Consider the following 16,823-nt stretch of genomic DNA (forward strand, 5'->3'; position numbering starts at 1 on the left):
GACAGGGTTGGGACTGGTCGGGCACCGACGCAAACGGCCGGAAAGTCGAACTGCATTCGCTGCCGTTACTCGACCTGCCCATGCAGAACGCGGCCCTGGCGCTGCAGGCCTACCTGCTGCTGGATTTGCCGTGGGATGAGGCGACCCTTCGCGATGCGCTCGTCAACACGCGCGTCACTGGTCGCCTTGATCGTCGCAGCATCGACTGGCAGGGCAAATCGCTGAGCCTTCTGCTGGATGTCGGCCATAACCCCCATGCGGCAACGTTTCTCGCCCAGCGCCTGAATCAGCGACCGGTGGCAGGCAAGCGGCTGGCGGTGTTCGGTCTGCTCAATGACAAGGACCTGCAAGGCGTTCTGGCGGAGTTGATCGAAACGTTCAGCAGCTGGGCCGTGGCGCCGCTGCCAACGCCGCGCAGTCGTCCGGCACAAGAGATCGAACAGGCGTTGCAGAACCTTGGCGCTCGCGTGACGTCTCACCCGAGTATCGCGCTGGCGCTTGAAGCCCAGTGCGCCCACGCGACAGCCGACGACGAGATTGTTCTGTTCGGGTCTTTTTACTGCGTAGCCGAGGCCCTGGAATGGCTTGCTGGCGCGTCACGGAGGAAGTGACACATGGCTTTGCTGGATAAAGCGTACAAACAGCGCATGGTGGGAGCGTTGGTGCTGATTGCCATCGCGGTGATTTTTCTGCCGATGCTGTTTTCGCGTCAGGACGAAGCCCGCCGTGTGCAGGTCGATGCGCCTGCCGCTCCGCAAGCGCCGGCCACCTCGCCGATCAAGGTCGAGCCGGTCAGCGTGCCTGAACAGCAGCCATTGCCGCAGGAGCCCGTGCCGACCGATGACGAACTGACCCAGCCTGCTCAGTCCACCCATACTGCTCAGCCCGTTCAGCAGCGCACCAGTCAGCAGCCGCCGGCAATGCCCATTGCGCCAGCGCCTTCCAAGCCTGTGGCTGCTGCGCCTAAGGCCGTTCAGACCGCGCCCGCGAAACCTGCTCCGGCGCCGACACCTGCACCCGCTCAAGCGCCAACACCCGTCGCATCGGCGGCTGACACCAGCCGAGTCGATGCAAATGGTCTGTCGGTCACGTGGTCGGTGCAACTGGCGAGCCTGTCCAACCGCGCCAACGCCGACAATCTGCAGAAGACCCTGCGCACTCAGGGCTACAACGCCTACATCCGCACCTCCGATGGCGTGAACCGTGTCTTCGTGGGCCCGGTGATCGAGCGTGCCGAGGCCGATCGTCTGCGTGACACGCTGGAAAAGCAGCAGAAAATCAAAGGCATCGTCGTGCGCTTCCAGCCGGAGCGTAAGTAAGTTTCGTTGCGTCTGCCCGGGGCCGGATCTGACACCCTCGATTTAGGGTTCAACCCGCCCCGACCTCGAACAAAGTCCAATAGTTCGCCTTAATTGGCCTTCATCCGCAATCGCTGCTTACCGGCAGGCGAGTGCTCTGCTAAAATCCGCCGCCTTATCAGTCTGTAGGCTGCGACGTGTCATTTACTCCGGTTGACTGGGCGATCATTGCAATTGTCGCCATCTCCGCTTTGATCAGTCTCAAGCGCGGCTTCGTCAAAGAAGCACTGTCCTTGCTGACGTGGATCATCGCAGGTGCCGTCGCCTGGATGTTTGGCGGATCGCTGGCCCAGTATCTGGTCAACTACATCGAAGCACCTTCGGCGCGCGTGATTGCGGGCTGCACCATTCTTTTCGTCGCCACACTGCTGGTCGGCGCCATGGTCAACTTTCTGATTGGAGAACTGATTCGCGTCACCGGGCTGTCCGGGACCGATCGTTTTCTGGGCATGGTCTTCGGCGCGGCGCGCGGAGCCTTGCTGGTTGTCGTCGCGGTCGGGCTGTTGAGCCTGGGCCCGGTGCAACAGGATCAATGGTGGCAGCAGTCGAGGCTGCTCCCGCAATTTGTCATGGTCGCTGACTGGTCGAAAAACCTGATTCTCGGGATGTCCAGCAAGTGGCTAGCCAGCGGAGTCAGCGTACCTGTTGACATCCCGTTCAAGGATCACCTCCTGCCGCCTACAACGCCGCCGGAAGTGTTCGGTAAATCCAGTTCCACTAAGTAGGGGTTGTGTCGCATGTGTGGCATCGTCGGTATCGTCGGCAAGTCGAACGTCAATCAGGCGCTTTATGACGCGCTCACCGTCCTCCAGCACCGCGGCCAGGACGCTGCCGGTATCGTGACCAGCCATGACGGCCGGTTGTTTCTGCGCAAGGACAACGGTCTGGTTCGGGACGTGTTCCACCAACGCCATATGCAGCGTCTGGTCGGGCACATGGGCATTGGTCACGTACGTTATCCAACGGCAGGCAGCTCCACGTCAGCCGAAGCCCAGCCGTTCTACGTCAACTCGCCTTACGGCATCACCCTGGCGCACAACGGCAACCTGACCAACGTCGAGCAGTTGGCCAAGGAGATTTACGAATCCGACCTGCGCCACGTCAACACCAACTCCGACTCTGAAGTCCTGCTCAACGTGTTCGCCCACGAGCTGGCCGTGCGCGGCAAGTTGCAGCCAACTGAGGAAGACATTTTCGCGGCCGTCACCGACGTGCATAAGCGTTGCCGTGGCGGTTACGCGGTCGTGGCGATGATCACCGGTTACGGCATCGTCGGCTTCCGCGACCCGGACGCCATCCGCCCGATCGTCTTTGGTCAGCGTCATACCGACGAAGGCGTGGAGTACATGATCGCGTCCGAGAGCGTTTCGCTGGACGTGCTCGGTTTCACCCTGATCCGCGACCTGGCCCCGGGTGAAGCGGTGTACATCACCGAAGACGGCAAGCTGCACACCCGTCAGTGCGCCACCAACCCGAAATACGCCCCGTGCATCTTCGAACACGTCTATCTGGCGCGCCCGGACTCGATCATCGACGGCATCTCGGTCTACAAGGCGCGTCTGCGCATGGGCGAGAAGCTGGCCGACAAGATCCTGCGCGAGCGTCCTGATCACGACATCGACGTGGTCATCCCGATCCCGGACACCAGCCGCACGGCGGCGCTGGAACTGGCGAACCACCTGGGCGTGAAATTCCGCGAAGGCTTCGTCAAGAACCGCTACATCGGCCGCACCTTCATCATGCCGGGCCAGGCCGCGCGGAAAAAATCCGTGCGCCAGAAGCTCAATGCGATCGAGCTGGAATTCCGTGGCAAGAACGTGATGCTGGTGGACGACTCCATCGTGCGCGGCACCACGTGCAAGCAGATCATCCAGATGGCCCGTGAAGCCGGCGCCAAGAACGTCTATTTCTGTTCCGCGGCCCCGGCCGTGCGCTTCCCCAACGTCTACGGCATCGACATGCCGAGTGCCCACGAGCTGATCGCTCACAACCGTTCCACCCAGGACGTGGCCGACCTCATCGGTGCCGACTGGCTGGTCTATCAGGACTTGAATGACCTGATCGAGGCGGTGAGTGGCAGCAAAAAGATCAAGATCGACAATTTCGACTGTTCGGTCTTCGACGGCAAGTACGTGACCGGTGACATCGACGAGCACTACCTGAACAAGATCGAGCAGGCGCGCAATGACGCCTCCAAGGTCAAGACTCAGGCGGTGAGCGCGATCATCGATCTGTACAACAACTAATCCAGACAAGGAGCAGGCGGCATGACTCAGGAATGGGATGCCGGTCGACTGGACAGCGATCTCGAGGGCGTCGGTTTCGACACCCTCGCGGTTCGTGCCGGTCAGCACCGCACGCCGGAACGCGAACACAGCGATCCACTGTTTTTCACCTCCAGCTACGTGTTCCGCACGGCAGCCGAGGCGGCCGCGACCTTCGCCGGAGAGATCCCCGGCAACGTCTATTCGCGCTACACCAACCCGACAGTGGCTTCGTTTGAAGAGCGTATGGCCGCACTGGAAGGCGGTGAGCAGGCGGTGGCGACGTCTACCGGGATGTCCGCCATTCTTGCTACGGTGATGAGCTTTTGCAGCGCCGGCGACCATGTGCTGGTGTCGAAAAGCGTGTTCGGGTCGACCATCAGCCTGTTTGAAAAGTACTTCAAGCGCTTCGGGGTCGAGGTCGATTACGTCCCCCTCGCCGAATTGTCCGGCTGGGACGCGGCGATCAAACCGAATACCAAGATGCTGTTCGTCGAATCACCGTCCAACCCGTTGGCGGAGCTGGTCGACATCAGCGGGCTGGCGGAAATCGCCCACGCCAAGGGCACGCTGCTGGTGGTCGATAACTGCTTCTGCACACCGGCCCTGCAGCAGCCGCTGCGTATGGGGGCGGACGTGGTCGTGCACTCGGCGACCAAGTTCATCGACGGTCAAGGCCGCGCCATGGGTGGCGTGGTGGTCGGTCGCAGCGAACTGATGAAAGAAGTCGTCGGTTTTCTGCGCACCGCGGGCCCGAGCCTGAGCCCGTTCAACGCCTGGCTCTTCCTCAAGGGGCTCGAAACCCTGAACATCCGCATGCGTGCCCATTGCCAGAGCGCCCTTGAACTGGCGCAGTGGCTCGAACAGCAGGAGGGCATCGAGAAGGTGCATTACTCCGGTCTCGAGAGCCACCCGCAGCACGCGTTGGCCAAACGTCAGCAGAAGGCGTTCGGCGCGGTGGTGAGCTTTGAAGTGAAGGGTGGCAAGGATGGCGCGTGGCGCTTCATCGATGCCACGCGGTTGATCTCGATCACCGCCAACCTGGGCGACACCAAGACCACCATCACCCACCCGAGCACCACGTCCCACGGTCGGCTGTCGCCGCAGGAACGTGAAGCCGCCGGTATTCGTGACAGCCTGATCCGCGTTGCGGTAGGGCTGGAAGACGTCGCTGACCTGCAGGCGGATCTCGCGCGGGGTCTGGCTGCGTTGTAAGCAGGTGCCTGAACAAGAAAGCGAGCCTCGGGGCTCGCTTTTTTGTTCCTGATGTGCAGCTTCGTGCTTGCTGCTAAAAATCGCTCTTTTTAAAAAAACTTCAAGCGGGCTATTGACTTAGGTTCGTCACCTGCGTAAATTTCGCGGCCTCAGCGAAGCAAGGGTGATTAGCTCAGCCGGGAGAGCATCTGCCTTACAAGCAGAGGGTCGGCGGTTCGATCCCGTCATCACCCACCATCGTTGAGTGTTTCACAGCAGCATCAGACGCTGAAGGATACTGAGATTCAGCAGGACGAAAGTCCACGCAATGCGCAGCGGTAGTTCAGTCGGTTAGAATACCGGCCTGTCACGCCGGGGGTCGCGGGTTCGAGTCCCGTCCGCTGCGCCACATTTTCCGAATTGGGGTTTCCCGGTTTGAGATTGAAAACCAAGGTTTTCGGTCAGTGTTTTACGAAGCAGGCCCAAGGGTCGGTTTCAACAGCGTTAAGCAGATGCAAATCTGTGCGACAAGCAGCGGTAGTTCAGTCGGTTAGAATACCGGCCTGTCACGCCGGGGGTCGCGGGTTCGAGTCCCGTCCGCTGCGCCATACATAGCTTCGCGGTCCTTGAACGCCTTGAAGCAACAGAGAAAGCGATCCCTGGATCGCTTTTTTTGTGCCTGCGATTTGGCGAAAGCATCGCCTGTCGCGCTGGATGCTGCACAGCCCGGCGATAAATGCCATCATCGCCGGCTGTAAACGCGGCGCTGTGCGGTGCCTGATTTCGAATTTGGAGAGCTGGACCATGGGCATGAACCAAACCATCACTGTCATCCCGCCGGGCGTACCGCTGACGGGCCATGTGTCGCCGCCCGGCTCGAAGTCCATCACCAACCGCGCGCTGCTCCTGGCAGCCCTCGCCAAGGGCACCAGCCATTTGCGCGGTGCACTGAAAAGCGACGATACCCGTCACATGTCCAACGCCCTGCGGCAGATGGGCGTGACCATCGACGAGCCAGACGACACCAGCTTCGTCGTCACCAGCAGCGGGCATCTTGAGGCGCCGCAAGACGCGCTGTTCCTCGGCAATGCCGGGACCGCGGTACGATTCCTGACAGCGGCCGTGTGCACGGTGAATGGCAGCGTTACGCTGGACGGCGATCACTACATGCAGAAGCGCCCGATCGGCCCGTTGCTGGAGGCACTGCGCAAAGGCGGCTTGAACGCGGAAAGCGCCACCGGTTGTCCGCCGGTGGTGGTGCACGGGACCGGTTCGATCACCGCCACTCGCTTTGAAATCGACGGCGGCCTGTCGAGTCAGTACGTTTCCGCCCTGTTGATGGTGGCGGCCTGTGGCGATGCGCCGATTGCAGTGGCGCTGACCGGCAAGGAGATCGGCGCCCGTGGCTACATCGACCTGACCATCGCCTGCATGCGTGCGTTCGGGGCCGAGGTCGAGGTGCTGGATGATGCGTTGTGGCGCGTTGCGCCGACGGGTTACACCGCCTGCGATTACCAGATTGAGCCCGACGCATCGGCCGCGACTTATTTGTGGGCTGCCGAGGCATTGACCGGCGGCAAGATCGACCTGGGCGTGGCGGGGGAGGCGTTCACTCAGCCAGACGCCAAGGCCATGGAAGTGATCGCGCAGTTTCCGAAGATGCCTGCGGTCATCAATGGCTCACAGATGCAGGACGCGATTCCTACACTGGCGGTGCTGGCAGCTTTCAACGAGACGCCGGTGCGCTTCGTCGATCTGGCTAACCTGCGAGTCAAGGAATGCGATCGCGTTCAGGCGCTGCACGATGGCCTGAATCAGGTCCGCCCCGGACTGGCCTCGGTAGAAGGGGATGACTTACTCGTTGCGTCTGATCCGAGTCTGGCGGGGACCAGCAGCGACGCCTTGATCAACACGCACTCCGACCACCGCATTGCCATGTGTTTCGCGCTGGCCGGCTTGAAGGTGGCAGGCGTGCGGATTCAGGATCCGGAATGCGTCGGCAAAACTTACCCCGGCTACTGGCGTGCGCTGGAATTCCTCGGCGTGAAATTGGTGCACGGCGAGGTCTGAAGCCCAGAGCATGCCGGGCCTGAGGCAGTCGACTGATCGATGCCAGGCCCGGCGTGCCGATTTTTCCGACCCTCTTGCGGTCTGATCAGCGCACCCTGCGCTTCCCGGACAGGCCCACGGGTGCAGGCCCCGTGCACAGTTACCCTTTCGATGTATCCACACGGTTGCAAACTCTGCGTTGATCCCATGGCAGGCTTGTTGCAGACTTACCGGCGTTTTCTCCGGTCCACTTTCAGTCGACCAATTGCCCCAGGATGTTTGATGCCTAAATTACTGAGCTTTCGTACCGCATGCTGGGTCATTACCCTGCTGGCTGCCGCAGGCTGCTCGTCGAAAAAACCGACGGTCTATGAGCATGAGAATTTCGACGATGCCGGGACGTTCTCCCGCAACTACCCGGTGTCGGATGCCGCCACCTGCGAAGCGGCCCGGCGGGCACTGCTGAGCCAGGGCTACATCATCACCAGCAGCGATCCCAAAGTGATCAGCGGCCATAAAAGCTTCCAGCAGACCGGCGAAACCCACATGGAGATCAGCTTCAACGTGGTGTGTGCGCCGGACGGCAGTGCCGACAACAAGACCACCATGTTCGCCAATGCGCTGCAGGATCGCTATGCGCTGAAGAAGGTCAACAACTCCGCGAGTCTGGGGGTAGGCGTGCTGGGCTCGGTGTCTATGCCGATTGGCTCGACCGACGACTCGATGGTCAAGGTCGCCAGCGAAACCGTGGCATCGTCCAAGTTTTATGATCGTTTCTTCGGGCTGGTGGAAAACTTCCTGCCGCCTGAAGTGAAGAAAGCCGCGCACATTGAAGAGAAGCCAAAGACCGACCTGGGCATGCCTGAGCCGGTGCCGGGCAAACCGGCGGCGTTGACCGAGCAGAAGCCGGCGGCTGCACCTGCCGCTGCCGCGCCAGCTGCAACGACGCCCGTTGTGCCAGCGCCGTTGGCAACCCCTGCGACTCAGCCTGCGCCCGCTGCCGAACAGAGCAGCGAGCCAATGCCTGCGCCTGCCGAACCGGAGCCGTTGAAGGCCGAAACAGCGACGCCTGCGGAGGCCGCGCCTGCCACAACGCCTGCGCCGGCAACGACCACCGAGCCGAGCGCTGCGCCAGCGGTTGAGTCAACGCCGGCGCAGTGAGCTGCGCTGTTACTTCCCAGGTGATGTCCCGCGTGCTGACACCGCACGTGCAGCAATCGCAAAACCTGTGGAAGTGACTGGGGTGGTGCTCCACCTTGCTCACGAAGTGGTCATTTCAGCCACTGGAGGTTTAGTGGCTGTACTAAAGTCTTCGCGAGCAAGCTCGCTCCCACAAGGGTGCGCTGGGCCTGCAGATCTTCGGCGTCATTCGTAGCCGCATCACCCCAAAAACAGCTTGTAAGCAGGGTTCCTGGTTTCATCCCAATACGGATACCCAATCTCCGCCAGGGCCTGGGGCACCAGATGCCGCTCATCCTCCGGCACCACCAACCCCGCCACCACTCGGCCATCCGCCGCGCCGTGATTGCGGTAGTGGAACATCGAAATATTCCATTTCCCGCGCAGCTTGTTCAGAAAGTTGAATAGCGCACCCGGCCGCTCGGGGAATTCAAAGCGCAGCACCACCTCGTCGTCGACCCGTTCCGAATGCCCGCCCACCATGTGCCGCAGGTGCAGTTTGGCCAGTTCGTTGTCGGTCAGGTCGAGCACCGGGAAACCCTGCTCCGTGAGGCTTGCGATCAGGGCTTTGCGGGGGTCGGTGTCGGGGTGGGTTTGCACACCGACGAAGATGTGCGCCTCGCGGTCGGTGTGGTAGCGGTAGTTGAATTCGGTGATCTGCCGCTTGCCAATCGCCTCGCAAAACGCCTTGAAGCTGCCCGGCTGTTCCGGAATGGTCACGGCAATGATTGCTTCGCGGCCTTCGCCCAGCTCAGCGCGCTCGGCCACATGGCGCAGGCGGTCGAAGTTGACGTTGGCGCCGGAATCGATGGCGACGAAGGTCTGCCCGGTGACTTCGTACTGTTCGGTGTACTTCTTGATCCCGGCCACGCCCAGGGCGCCGGCGGGCTCGGTGATCGAGCGGGTGTCGTCGTAGATGTCCTTGATCGCCGCGCAGATTTCATCGGTGCTGACCGTGATCACTTCGTCGACGTAATCCTTGCAGATGTCGAAGGTGTACTGCCCGATCTGCGCCACCGCGACGCCATCAGCGAACAGCCCGACTTGCTGAAGCACCACGCGCTCACCGTAGGCCATGGCCTGTTGCAGGCAATTGGAATCATCGGGCTCGACGCCAATCACCTTGATCTCCGGGCGCAGGTATTTCACGTACGCCGCGATACCGGCAATCAGCCCGCCGCCACCGACCGGGACGAAGATCGCGTCCAGTGGGCCCTGATGCTGACGCAGGATTTCCATTGCCACCGTGCCTTGCCCGGCAATGGTGTCAGGGTCGTCATACGGGTGGACATAGACGTAGCCGTGTTCCTCGACCAGCTTCAGCGAATACGCCAGCGCTTCGGGAAAGGAGTCGCCATGGAGTACGACTTTTCCGCCCCGGGAGCGCACGCCCTCGACCTTGATCTCCGGGGTGGTCTTCGGCATCACGATGGTCGCCGACACGTTCAGCGTCTTCGCCGCCAGCGCCAGGCCTTGGGCGTGATTACCCGCCGACGCCGTCACCACGCCCCGCGCCAGTTCTTCCGGACTCAACTGCGCCAGCTTGTTGTACGCGCCGCGAATCTTGAAGGAGTACACCGGCTGCAGGTCTTCGCGCTTGAGCAGCACGTTATTGCCCAGGCGCGCAGACAGCTGGCGAGCGGCGTGCAGCGGGGTTTCCACGGCAACGTCATACACGCGGGAGGTCAGGATCTTTTTGACGTAGTGATTGAGCAAGTCGCCCTGAACGAGCGGCTGGGCTGGCATCTGATTCATCGTGTGGGCCTCGTGGGAAGGCTTGCGATGATCAGGTTGGCGGCGAAGAAAGCGAGGGAAGGGCGAATGATCATGTCTGGCTCCTGATGTGGTTTTTGGCCCGGGAGACAGAGATAAAAAACCCGCCTCTAGGGCGGGTTGGGTGCAAACGTCGGCTAACCCGCCATGACTGGAATGACGGTAATAATTATCTGGCCGAAGAAATGCTGGGGTGCGTTCATGGCGTCGAGACTATTGCGAACACGGCGAGGTCGTCAAGGGGGCTAACCCCGTCATCGCTAAAAAACTGGCAGGCCGAAAAAAACGGAGGGCGAGCCCAAAGAAGGCTTGGAGATCACTTGGCACTTGCCGTTTATCCGGGCGCGTCTAGTGTTCAACGGGCCTTCATTTTTTGTTCATGAGGGCACTTTAGGGTTGGGCGCGTAGTCAGTGAATCTGTTGCTGAATGACTCAGCGACACAAAAACACCATCGATCACAAGAACCCGCCACGAGGGCGCAAAAATGGACGAGTACCAAGAAGAACTGCTGGAATACCAGGCGTACGAGATGGACCCGCTGGAACCTGCCGAAGACGCCACCGAGTTGTAAGAAAGCCCACGCCTGCCAGTCAGGGCGACTGGCGCTGGCTACGACGAAACGCACCGGGCGTCTGTTCGGTCCAGCGTTTGAAGGCCCGCTGAAAGGCTTCGGCCGACGCAAATCCCAACAAATAAGCGATTTCGCCAAAGGCCAGTTCGGTGTCCCGAATGTAGGTCATGGCGAGGTCGCGCCGGGTGTCATTGAGGATCGCGCGAAACTGTGTGCCTTCGTCCGCCAGCTTGCGGCGCAGGGTCCAGGTCGGCAGCTTCAGTCGCGCGGCCACTTCTTCCAGATCCGGCTCCCGCCCCCCATTCAACAACGGCCCCAGCAACTGGGTGATGCGCTCGCGCAGGCTGCGGGTGCGGGTGAGCTGTTCCAGTTCCCGTTCACACACCTGCAGCAGATGCCGCCAGGTACTCGGCACGTGGTCGGGGTTGCGCAGGCCAAGCTGATGCTGGTTGAGGCGCAACTGGTTGACGCCCGCTGCGAAACTCACGGGCTGCTCGCAGAGCGTGGCGTATTCCGCGGCGTAGGCGGGGGCGTCGAATTCGATCTCCAGACGTTCGGCGACAAGCTTCGTCCCGCTCAGGGTCGACAGCTGATGCAGCCAGCCGCTGAGAATCGAATCCACCACGAAGCGGTTGTAGTCGTTGTACGGACTGATCGAGTAAAAACGCAGCCAGGCACCGGCGCTGTCTTCGTGCAGGCTCGACTGGCCGCGATAATTCGAGCCGTACAGCGCTTCAAAACGAATCAGCGTCCGCGCTGCTTCCCGCACGGTGGGCGCCTGCGCGGCGGTGATGCCGGCCAGGCCCGCGTGGCTCAAACGACTCGATTGACCCATCCGCAGGCCCAGGGCAGGCACGCCGGTGAGTTCGATGGCCCCATGGCCCAGGCGCATGTAGCGCGGGATCGACAGCCGGGCGCCGGCCTCACCCAGTCGCGCGGCATCCAGGCCGTATTGCTGAAGCAGCGGTTGAGGGTTCTTGCCTTCGCTGCGAACAGCATCGGCGAGGCTGTGGACGAAACCCACGGACAGATCGCCCAGACGCACGCGAGGGGAGGTCATCGGTTACAACCAAAGATTGATCAGGCGCGCGCCATGACCGGGGCGGACGCCTTTCGGGGCGGCGCTGATGGATTGCTCGGCGATGCCCTGCCCGTCGCGGCTGGCGAAACTGTGGCCGGCGCTGCCCTGGTCCCAGAACTGGCCGCGCATGAATACGCTGACGCCGGCTTTCGCCGTGCTGGCCGGTGTCAGGGCCAATCGACGCCAGGCTTCGCCCTGGGTGATCGGCTTGGCGCCCAGGTTCAGATGGGCCGCCAGCGCGTCGTGCTTGTCGCTGCGCCAGGGTTGCGACCAGCCGTCCGTGCCGGCAACGTAGGCCGGGACCGCAATCAGCTCGACGCCGCTGGCATTGAGGCGCGCGTAGTTGTCGGGGTACCAGCTGTCACTGCCAATCAGCGTTGCCAGTCGCCCGGCGGGGGTGTCGACTACGTTGAGCGGCGCGTCCTTGCCGGGGCGGATGTAACCCCGCTGATTCCAGCCCGGAAACAACTGACGCTGGGGTTGCCCCAAGGGCAGGCCGTCAGGGCCGAACACCAGGCTGCTGTTGTAGAGCGCGCCATGGCCGATGTGCAGTTCACCGTTTTCCACCTGCGGGCTGGGCAGCACGATGGAGCCCGCCACCAGCGTTATCCCGAATTCCTTCGCCAGCCCGCCGAACACGGTTTGATAGTCCTGCGCCATGCTGTGCGCCTTCATGCGCAAACGCGCGTCCTCGAAACGGCTGCTTCCCCGCGCGTGAAACACGGCGTCGATGAACAGCAGCGGGTTGCTGAACGCCAGCCAGTTCATTGCTTCTTCGAGGGTGGTGGCTTGATAGAACTGGGCTTTTTCGTCCACCGCCAACAACCAGGTGCCGACGTGCTCGGGCAGCACCACGATGGTTTTATCGTTGAGCAGCCCATGGTCGCGAGCCTGCACCAGATAGGACGCAAGCTTGCGGTGCAGGCGCTTGACGCTCGAATAATCGGAAGGGAACAGCTCGGGCTGAATGCCCAGCAGGTTGCCGCGTTCCCCGGGTTGCCCGTCGTTGATCACCAACTGGATGCGCAGGTCCGTCAGGTAGTGCCCGACATGACGCTTGCCCGTCCACAGCCCGTAGCTGACGAGAAGCATCACCAGCACTGCTGCGGTAAGTGAGCCGAGAACTTTGCGCATGAAGAAAGGAGAGCTGCCTCTGAAGAAGGCGCGCGGGGCGCCATGACGTTGCCGGAAGGCTACGGCAAAACGGCGATTTGGAGAAGGTTTGCCAACGACCAGGGCGGCCATTCGGCGAAGGAATTGAAGCGAGGCGGCGTCGGCGGCCGCCTGCGCTGTATGAATCAACCGTGATGCCGGCGATTTGCAGGCATCACGGGCAGCGCGTTTACAGGCGGAAGCGGCTGACCAGCGTGTTGAACGAAACCGCCAGGCGGGAAAGGTCCTGAGTCGACGCGTTGGTCTGGTGCGCACCGGCCGCCGTCTGGGTAGACAGATCCTGGATGTTCACCAGATTGCGGTCCACCTCGCGCGCGACATTCGCCTGCTCCTCGGATGCGGTGGCGATGACCATGTTGCGTTCGTTGATCTGGGCGATGCCGTCGGCGATCTGCTCCAGGGCGCGGCCCGTTGCCTGGGCCAGGGCCTGGGTGTCGGTCACCAGCGACTGGCTTTTGCCCATCGCCCCGACCGCCTGGTCGGCGCTGGCCTGGACGCTGTTGATCATGCCTTCGATTTCACCGGTCGAGGCCTGGGTGCGCGCGGCCAAGGCCCGGACTTCGTCGGCGACCACGGCAAAGCCCCGGCCCTGCTCACCGGCACGGGCGGCTTCGATGGCGGCGTTCAAGGCCAGCAGGTTGGTCTGTTCGGCGATGCCGCGAATCACGTCCAGCACTTTGCCGATGTCCCGGACCTGCACGGCGAGGTCGCGGACCATGTTGGTCGAGGTGGCGATTTCGGTGGTCGCGCTGTTGATGGCTTCGACCGCGCCACGGGCCTGGTCGCGGCCCTCGCTGGCCTGTTTGCTGGTAGTCCTCGACGCGTCGGAAGTCGACACGGCGTTGCGCGCCACTTCTTCCACAGCGGAAGTCATTTCCGTGACGGCGGTCGCGGCCTGCTGGATCTCGTCGTTCTGGCGGACCAACCCTCGGCTGCCGTTATCGCTGACGGCGGTCAGCTCTTCTGCGGCAGAGGCCAGTTGACTGGACGCATCGGCGATCTGCTGAATGGTGCTTTTCAGGCTGCCCTGCATCTCGCCCAGCGCCGTCAACAATTGCCCGGCTTCATCACGGCCGGTGCTGACAATCTGTTGAGTCAGATCACCGCCGGCAATGCTCCGCGCGCTCGTGACCGCATAGGCGAGAGGACGGCTGATCAGGCGACTGATGAACATACCCAGCAAGATCGCCGCCAGAAAGGCAATAGCGATGCCGATGTACAGCGAGGTCTTGGCGGAGGACTCCATGCGGGCGGCATCCTCGGCGCCTTCGCCGATCTGCCGGTTATTGGACTCAACCATAACGGTCAATTCATCGAGCACCACGCGGAACGCCGCCTGCAGATCGCCAAACAACAAGGCACGGCCGTTATCAAGGTCGCCGGCTTTCATGAGGCCGACGTATTTCTGGACCAGTGCCTGGTAGGCCGGCCAGTCTTTTTCCATCTGGTCGCCCGCCGCGCGCTCATCGTCGGCCAGCGGGGTCTTGCGGTATTCGGCGAAGGCTTTCTCGCTTTGCTGCTGGTTGGCGTTGATCGATGCAATCACTTCGTCCTTCACGCCCTGGGGCATGCCGGCGGCCGTCGCCGTATATAACCGATAGAGATCGCGGCTTTGCCCTACGGCGTTGGTTTTGGCCTGGCCGGTTTTTGCGACGGACACCAGGTTGTTGCTGAACACCAGCTTCAGGCTATCCGACAGGTCCGACACGCCACGGCTTCCGAGCACACCCACACCCAAGGTGATGAAGGCGCACAGCACAAAGGCTGCGACCAACTTGGTCGAAATTTTTGCATCATTGATCCAGCTCATTGGTCGTCCTGCCGAGGTATTGAGAAAAAGGACACTGCTCAGCCATCGAGGCGGTGCGGCAAGGTCGTTGTGGGGCTATCGGCGCCGAAGGCCGAATCTGGAGGCTGGCCCGATGAACGATGAGGTGCACCGCTTGATCATTGATTTGTCACTTCCAGTCATTGAGCATGGCCGGGCGGCTGTTTACTGTTTGCGCCATGTACAAGGCGCTCGTCCAAGGCCCTGACTGATTCGACGAGCGCCGCAGAGCGCTCGCGCCCCGTGATGATGCTCGATGGAGTTTTTATGGCCGCCCCCCACTACCCGCATTTGCTCGCTCCCCTGGACCTGGGTTTCACTACGTTGCGCAACCGCACCCTGATGGGTTCGATGCACACCGGGCTTGAAGAGAAGCCGGGCGGGTTCGAGCGCATGGCGGTATATTTCGCCGAGCGCGCACGGGGCGGGGTCGGCCTGATGGTCACCGGCGGTATCGCACCGAACGCTGAAGGCGGGGTGTATTCGGGGGCGGCCAAGCTGTCGACGCCGGAAGAGGCGGCCAACCATCGTGTCGTCACTAAAGCCGTGCATGAGGCTGGCGGCAAAATTTGCATGCAGATCCTTCACGCCGGCCGCTACGCCTACAGCCCCAAGCAAGTCGCACCGAGCGCGATCCAGGCGCCGATCAACCCCTTCACACCCAAAGAGCTCGACGAAGAGGGCATCGAGAAGCAGATTCAGGATTTCGTCACCTGCGCGACCCTGGCGCAGACCGCCGAATACGACGGCGTCGAGATCATGGGCTCCGAAGGTTATTTCATTAACCAGTTTCTCGTTGCCCACACCAACCATCGCAGCGACCGTTGGGGCGGCAGCTACGAAAACCGCATGCGCCTGCCGGTGGAGATCGTGCGGCGCGTGCGTGAAGCCGTCGGCCCGAATTTCATCATCATTTATCGCCTGTCGATGCTCGACCTCATCGAGGGCGGCAGTACCTGGGAAGAAGTGGTGCAACTGGCCCAGGCCATCGAGCGTTCGGGGGCCACGCTGATCAACACAGGCATTGGCTGGCACGAAGCGCGGATTCCGACCATCGCCACCAAAGTCCCGCGCGCTGCCTTCGCCAAAGTGACGGCGAAAATGCGCGGCTCGGTGTCGATCCCGCTGATCACCACCAACCGCATCAATACCCCCGAGGTTGCCGAGCAGATACTCGCCGAAGGTGACGCCGACATGGTCTCCATGGCGCGTCCGTTTCTCGCCGACCCCGAATTCGTCAACAAGGCCGCGGCGGGGCGCAGCGACGAGATCAATACCTGTATCGGCTGCAACCAGGCATGTCTCGACCACACCTTCGGCGGCAAGCTCACCAGCTGCCTGGTCAACCCCCGCGCCTGCCATGAAACCGAGCTCAATTACCTGCCGGTCACCCAGGTCCGCAAAATCGCCGTGATCGGCGCCGGTCCTGCGGGCCTCGCTGCCGCAACCGTCGCGGCCCAGCGCGGGCATGAAGTGACGTTGTTCGACTCGGCCAGCGAAATCGGCGGGCAGTTCAACATCGCCAAGCGCATTCCGGGCAAGGAAGAGTTCTTCGAGACCCTGCGCTATTTCAGCCGCAAGCTGCAAACCACCGGCGTCGACCTGCGCCTGAACACCCGCGTCACGGCCAATGACCTGCTCGGCAAGGGCTATGACGAAGTGATTCTGGCCACCGGTATCGCGCCGCGAACGCCCGCCATCCCCGGCGTCGACAACCCCAAGGTGCTGAGCTACCTCGACGTGATCCTCGGCCGCAAGCCGGTGGGCAAGTCCGTCGCCGTGATTGGCGCGGGCGGCATCGGCTTCGACGTGTCGGAATACCTTGTGCACCAGGGCGTCTACACCAGCCTGGATCGCGACGCGTTCTGGGATGAGTGGGGCATCGACACCCGACTGCAAGCGCGGGGTGGCGTGGCCGGGATCAAGCCCCATCCCCATGCACCGGCCCGTCAGGTGTTCCTGCTGCAGCGCAAGGCCACGAAAGTCGGCGATGGCCTGGGCAAGACCACAGGCTGGATTCATCGCACGGGGCTTAAGAACAAACAGGTGCAGATGCTCAACAGCGTGGAATATTTGAAGATTGACGATGCGGGTCTGCACATTCGGATTGGGGCAGAGGGCGAGGAGAAACTGCTGCCGGTGGACAACGTGGTGATCTGCGCCGGGCAGGATCCGCTGCGTGAACTGTATGACGGGCTAAAGGCGGCGGGGCAGAGCGTGCATCTGATTGGCGGGGCGGATGTCGCGACTGAACTGGATGCCAAGCGGGCGATTGATCAGGGGTCGCGGTTGGCGGCGGGGTTGTAAGGGGGGTTGGTTCTGGCGGGTGATGGTGCTGGTGGATTTGGCGGG

11 protein-coding genes, 3 tRNA genes and 3 pseudogenes are annotated in these 16,823 nt (G+C 62.1%); 12 read left to right on the forward strand and 5 right to left on the reverse strand.

Annotated features, from left to right (window positions below):
• The 10 genes and pseudogenes from QMX88_RS18320 to QMX88_RS18365 all read left to right on the forward strand — a co-directional run.
• Nucleotides 1-631, forward strand: a pseudogene (locus QMX88_RS18320) (glutamate ligase domain-containing protein); the annotation flags it as partial.
• Nucleotides 615-1,319, forward strand: coding sequence for an SPOR domain-containing protein (locus QMX88_RS18325; protein ID WP_282371738.1), 705 nt, complete (start codon nucleotides 615-617; stop codon nucleotides 1,317-1,319). The pseudogene QMX88_RS18320 and the gene QMX88_RS18325, both read left to right, overlap by 17 nt.
• A gap of 176 nt (nucleotides 1,320-1,495) precedes the next feature.
• Complete coding sequence (locus QMX88_RS18330; RefSeq protein ID WP_037011737.1) at nucleotides 1,496-2,083, forward strand: CvpA family protein; 588 nt, start codon at nucleotides 1,496-1,498, stop codon at nucleotides 2,081-2,083.
• 12 nt (nucleotides 2,084-2,095) lie between these two features.
• Complete coding sequence (purF, locus tag QMX88_RS18335; RefSeq protein WP_065986403.1) at nucleotides 2,096-3,604, forward strand: amidophosphoribosyltransferase; 1,509 nt, start codon at nucleotides 2,096-2,098, stop codon at nucleotides 3,602-3,604.
• Between the two features lie 21 nt (nucleotides 3,605-3,625).
• Nucleotides 3,626-4,837, forward strand: coding sequence for an O-succinylhomoserine sulfhydrylase (locus QMX88_RS18340; protein ID WP_282371739.1), 1,212 nt, complete (start codon nucleotides 3,626-3,628; stop codon nucleotides 4,835-4,837).
• Nucleotides 4,838-4,998: 161 nt separating this feature from the next.
• A tRNA-Val gene (locus tag QMX88_RS18345) sits at nucleotides 4,999-5,074 on the forward strand.
• A 74-nt stretch (nucleotides 5,075-5,148) separates the two neighbouring features.
• Nucleotides 5,149-5,225 (forward strand) — tRNA-Asp (locus QMX88_RS18350).
• A 122-nt stretch (nucleotides 5,226-5,347) separates the two neighbouring features.
• Nucleotides 5,348-5,424: transfer RNA gene (locus QMX88_RS18355), tRNA-Asp, on the forward strand.
• A gap of 196 nt (nucleotides 5,425-5,620) precedes the next feature.
• Nucleotides 5,621-6,886: a 3-phosphoshikimate 1-carboxyvinyltransferase gene (gene aroA / locus QMX88_RS18360; RefSeq protein ID WP_282371740.1), complete on the forward strand. Its 1,266-nt coding sequence runs from the start codon at nucleotides 5,621-5,623 to the stop codon at nucleotides 6,884-6,886.
• 261 nt (nucleotides 6,887-7,147) lie between these two features.
• Entirely contained in the window at nucleotides 7,148-8,026 is an 879-nt protein-coding gene (locus tag QMX88_RS18365) for a DUF2242 domain-containing protein (protein WP_192172714.1), read from the forward strand.
• A 219-nt stretch (nucleotides 8,027-8,245) separates the two neighbouring features.
• Here the strand turns inward: QMX88_RS18365 and ilvA are convergent, their stop codons facing one another.
• The 3 genes from ilvA to QMX88_RS18380 all read right to left on the reverse strand — a co-directional run bounded on the left by ilvA (nucleotide 8,246) and on the right by QMX88_RS18380 (nucleotide 12,604).
• The gene (ilvA, locus tag QMX88_RS18370; protein WP_282371762.1) at nucleotides 8,246-9,790 is read right to left on the reverse strand and encodes a threonine ammonia-lyase, biosynthetic; all 1,545 of its coding nucleotides are present in this window, start codon (nucleotides 9,788-9,790) and stop codon (nucleotides 8,246-8,248) included.
• 618 nt (nucleotides 9,791-10,408) lie between these two features.
• Entirely contained in the window at nucleotides 10,409-11,449 is a 1,041-nt protein-coding gene (locus QMX88_RS18375) for an AraC family transcriptional regulator (RefSeq protein WP_282371741.1), read from the reverse strand.
• Between the two features lie 3 nt (nucleotides 11,450-11,452).
• Nucleotides 11,453-12,604 (reverse strand): carbon-nitrogen hydrolase family protein, encoded by a 1,152-nt coding sequence (locus QMX88_RS18380; protein WP_282371742.1) that lies wholly within the window; start codon nucleotides 12,602-12,604, stop codon nucleotides 11,453-11,455.
• A gap of 42 nt (nucleotides 12,605-12,646) precedes the next feature.
• Here QMX88_RS18380 and QMX88_RS18385 point away from each other — a divergent pair, with 42 nt between their 5' ends.
• Nucleotides 12,647-12,778: a hypothetical protein gene (locus tag QMX88_RS18385; RefSeq protein WP_282371743.1), complete on the forward strand. Its 132-nt coding sequence runs from the start codon at nucleotides 12,647-12,649 to the stop codon at nucleotides 12,776-12,778.
• Between the two features lie 34 nt (nucleotides 12,779-12,812).
• Here the strand turns inward: QMX88_RS18385 and QMX88_RS18390 are convergent.
• A pseudogene (locus tag QMX88_RS18390) lies at nucleotides 12,813-13,967 on the reverse strand (methyl-accepting chemotaxis protein); the annotation flags it as partial.
• 12 nt (nucleotides 13,968-13,979) lie between these two features.
• Nucleotides 13,980-14,453 (reverse strand): annotated as a pseudogene (locus tag QMX88_RS29770) (MCP four helix bundle domain-containing protein); the annotation flags it as partial.
• 285 nt (nucleotides 14,454-14,738) lie between these two features.
• Between QMX88_RS29770 and QMX88_RS18395 the strand changes: the two are divergent.
• On the forward strand, nucleotides 14,739-16,778 hold the full coding sequence (locus tag QMX88_RS18395; protein ID WP_282371745.1) for an NADPH-dependent 2,4-dienoyl-CoA reductase: 2,040 nt from the start codon (nucleotides 14,739-14,741) through the stop codon (nucleotides 16,776-16,778).
• Nucleotides 16,779-16,823: the final 45 nt, after the last annotated feature.

The organism is Pseudomonas sp. PS02290, assembly GCF_029960075.1.
Classification (GTDB): Bacteria; Pseudomonadota; Gammaproteobacteria; order Pseudomonadales; family Pseudomonadaceae; genus Aquipseudomonas.

Bases quoted from the DNA above. Each gene is read 5' to 3' on its own strand.
- QMX88_RS18340 (WP_282371739.1), top strand. From the start codon at position 3,626: ATGACTCAGGAATGGGATGCCGGTCGACTGGACAGCGATCTCGAGGGC.
- QMX88_RS18375 (WP_282371741.1), bottom strand. From the start codon at position 11,449: ATGACCTCCCCTCGCGTGCGTCTGGGCGATCTGTCCGTGGGTTTCGTC.
- QMX88_RS18385 (WP_282371743.1), top strand. From the start codon at position 12,647: ATGACGTTGCCGGAAGGCTACGGCAAAACGGCGATTTGGAGAAGGTTT.
- purF (WP_065986403.1), top strand. From the start codon at position 2,096: ATGTGTGGCATCGTCGGTATCGTCGGCAAGTCGAACGTCAATCAGGCG.
- QMX88_RS18380 (WP_282371742.1), bottom strand. From the start codon at position 12,604: ATGCGCAAAGTTCTCGGCTCACTTACCGCAGCAGTGCTGGTGATGCTT.
- QMX88_RS18325 (WP_282371738.1), top strand. From the start codon at position 615: ATGGCTTTGCTGGATAAAGCGTACAAACAGCGCATGGTGGGAGCGTTG.
- QMX88_RS18365 (WP_192172714.1), top strand. From the start codon at position 7,148: ATGCCTAAATTACTGAGCTTTCGTACCGCATGCTGGGTCATTACCCTG.
- QMX88_RS18395 (WP_282371745.1), top strand. From the start codon at position 14,739: ATGGCCGCCCCCCACTACCCGCATTTGCTCGCTCCCCTGGACCTGGGT.
- ilvA (WP_282371762.1), bottom strand. From the start codon at position 9,790: ATGCCAGCCCAGCCGCTCGTTCAGGGCGACTTGCTCAATCACTACGTC.
- aroA (WP_282371740.1), top strand. From the start codon at position 5,621: ATGGGCATGAACCAAACCATCACTGTCATCCCGCCGGGCGTACCGCTG.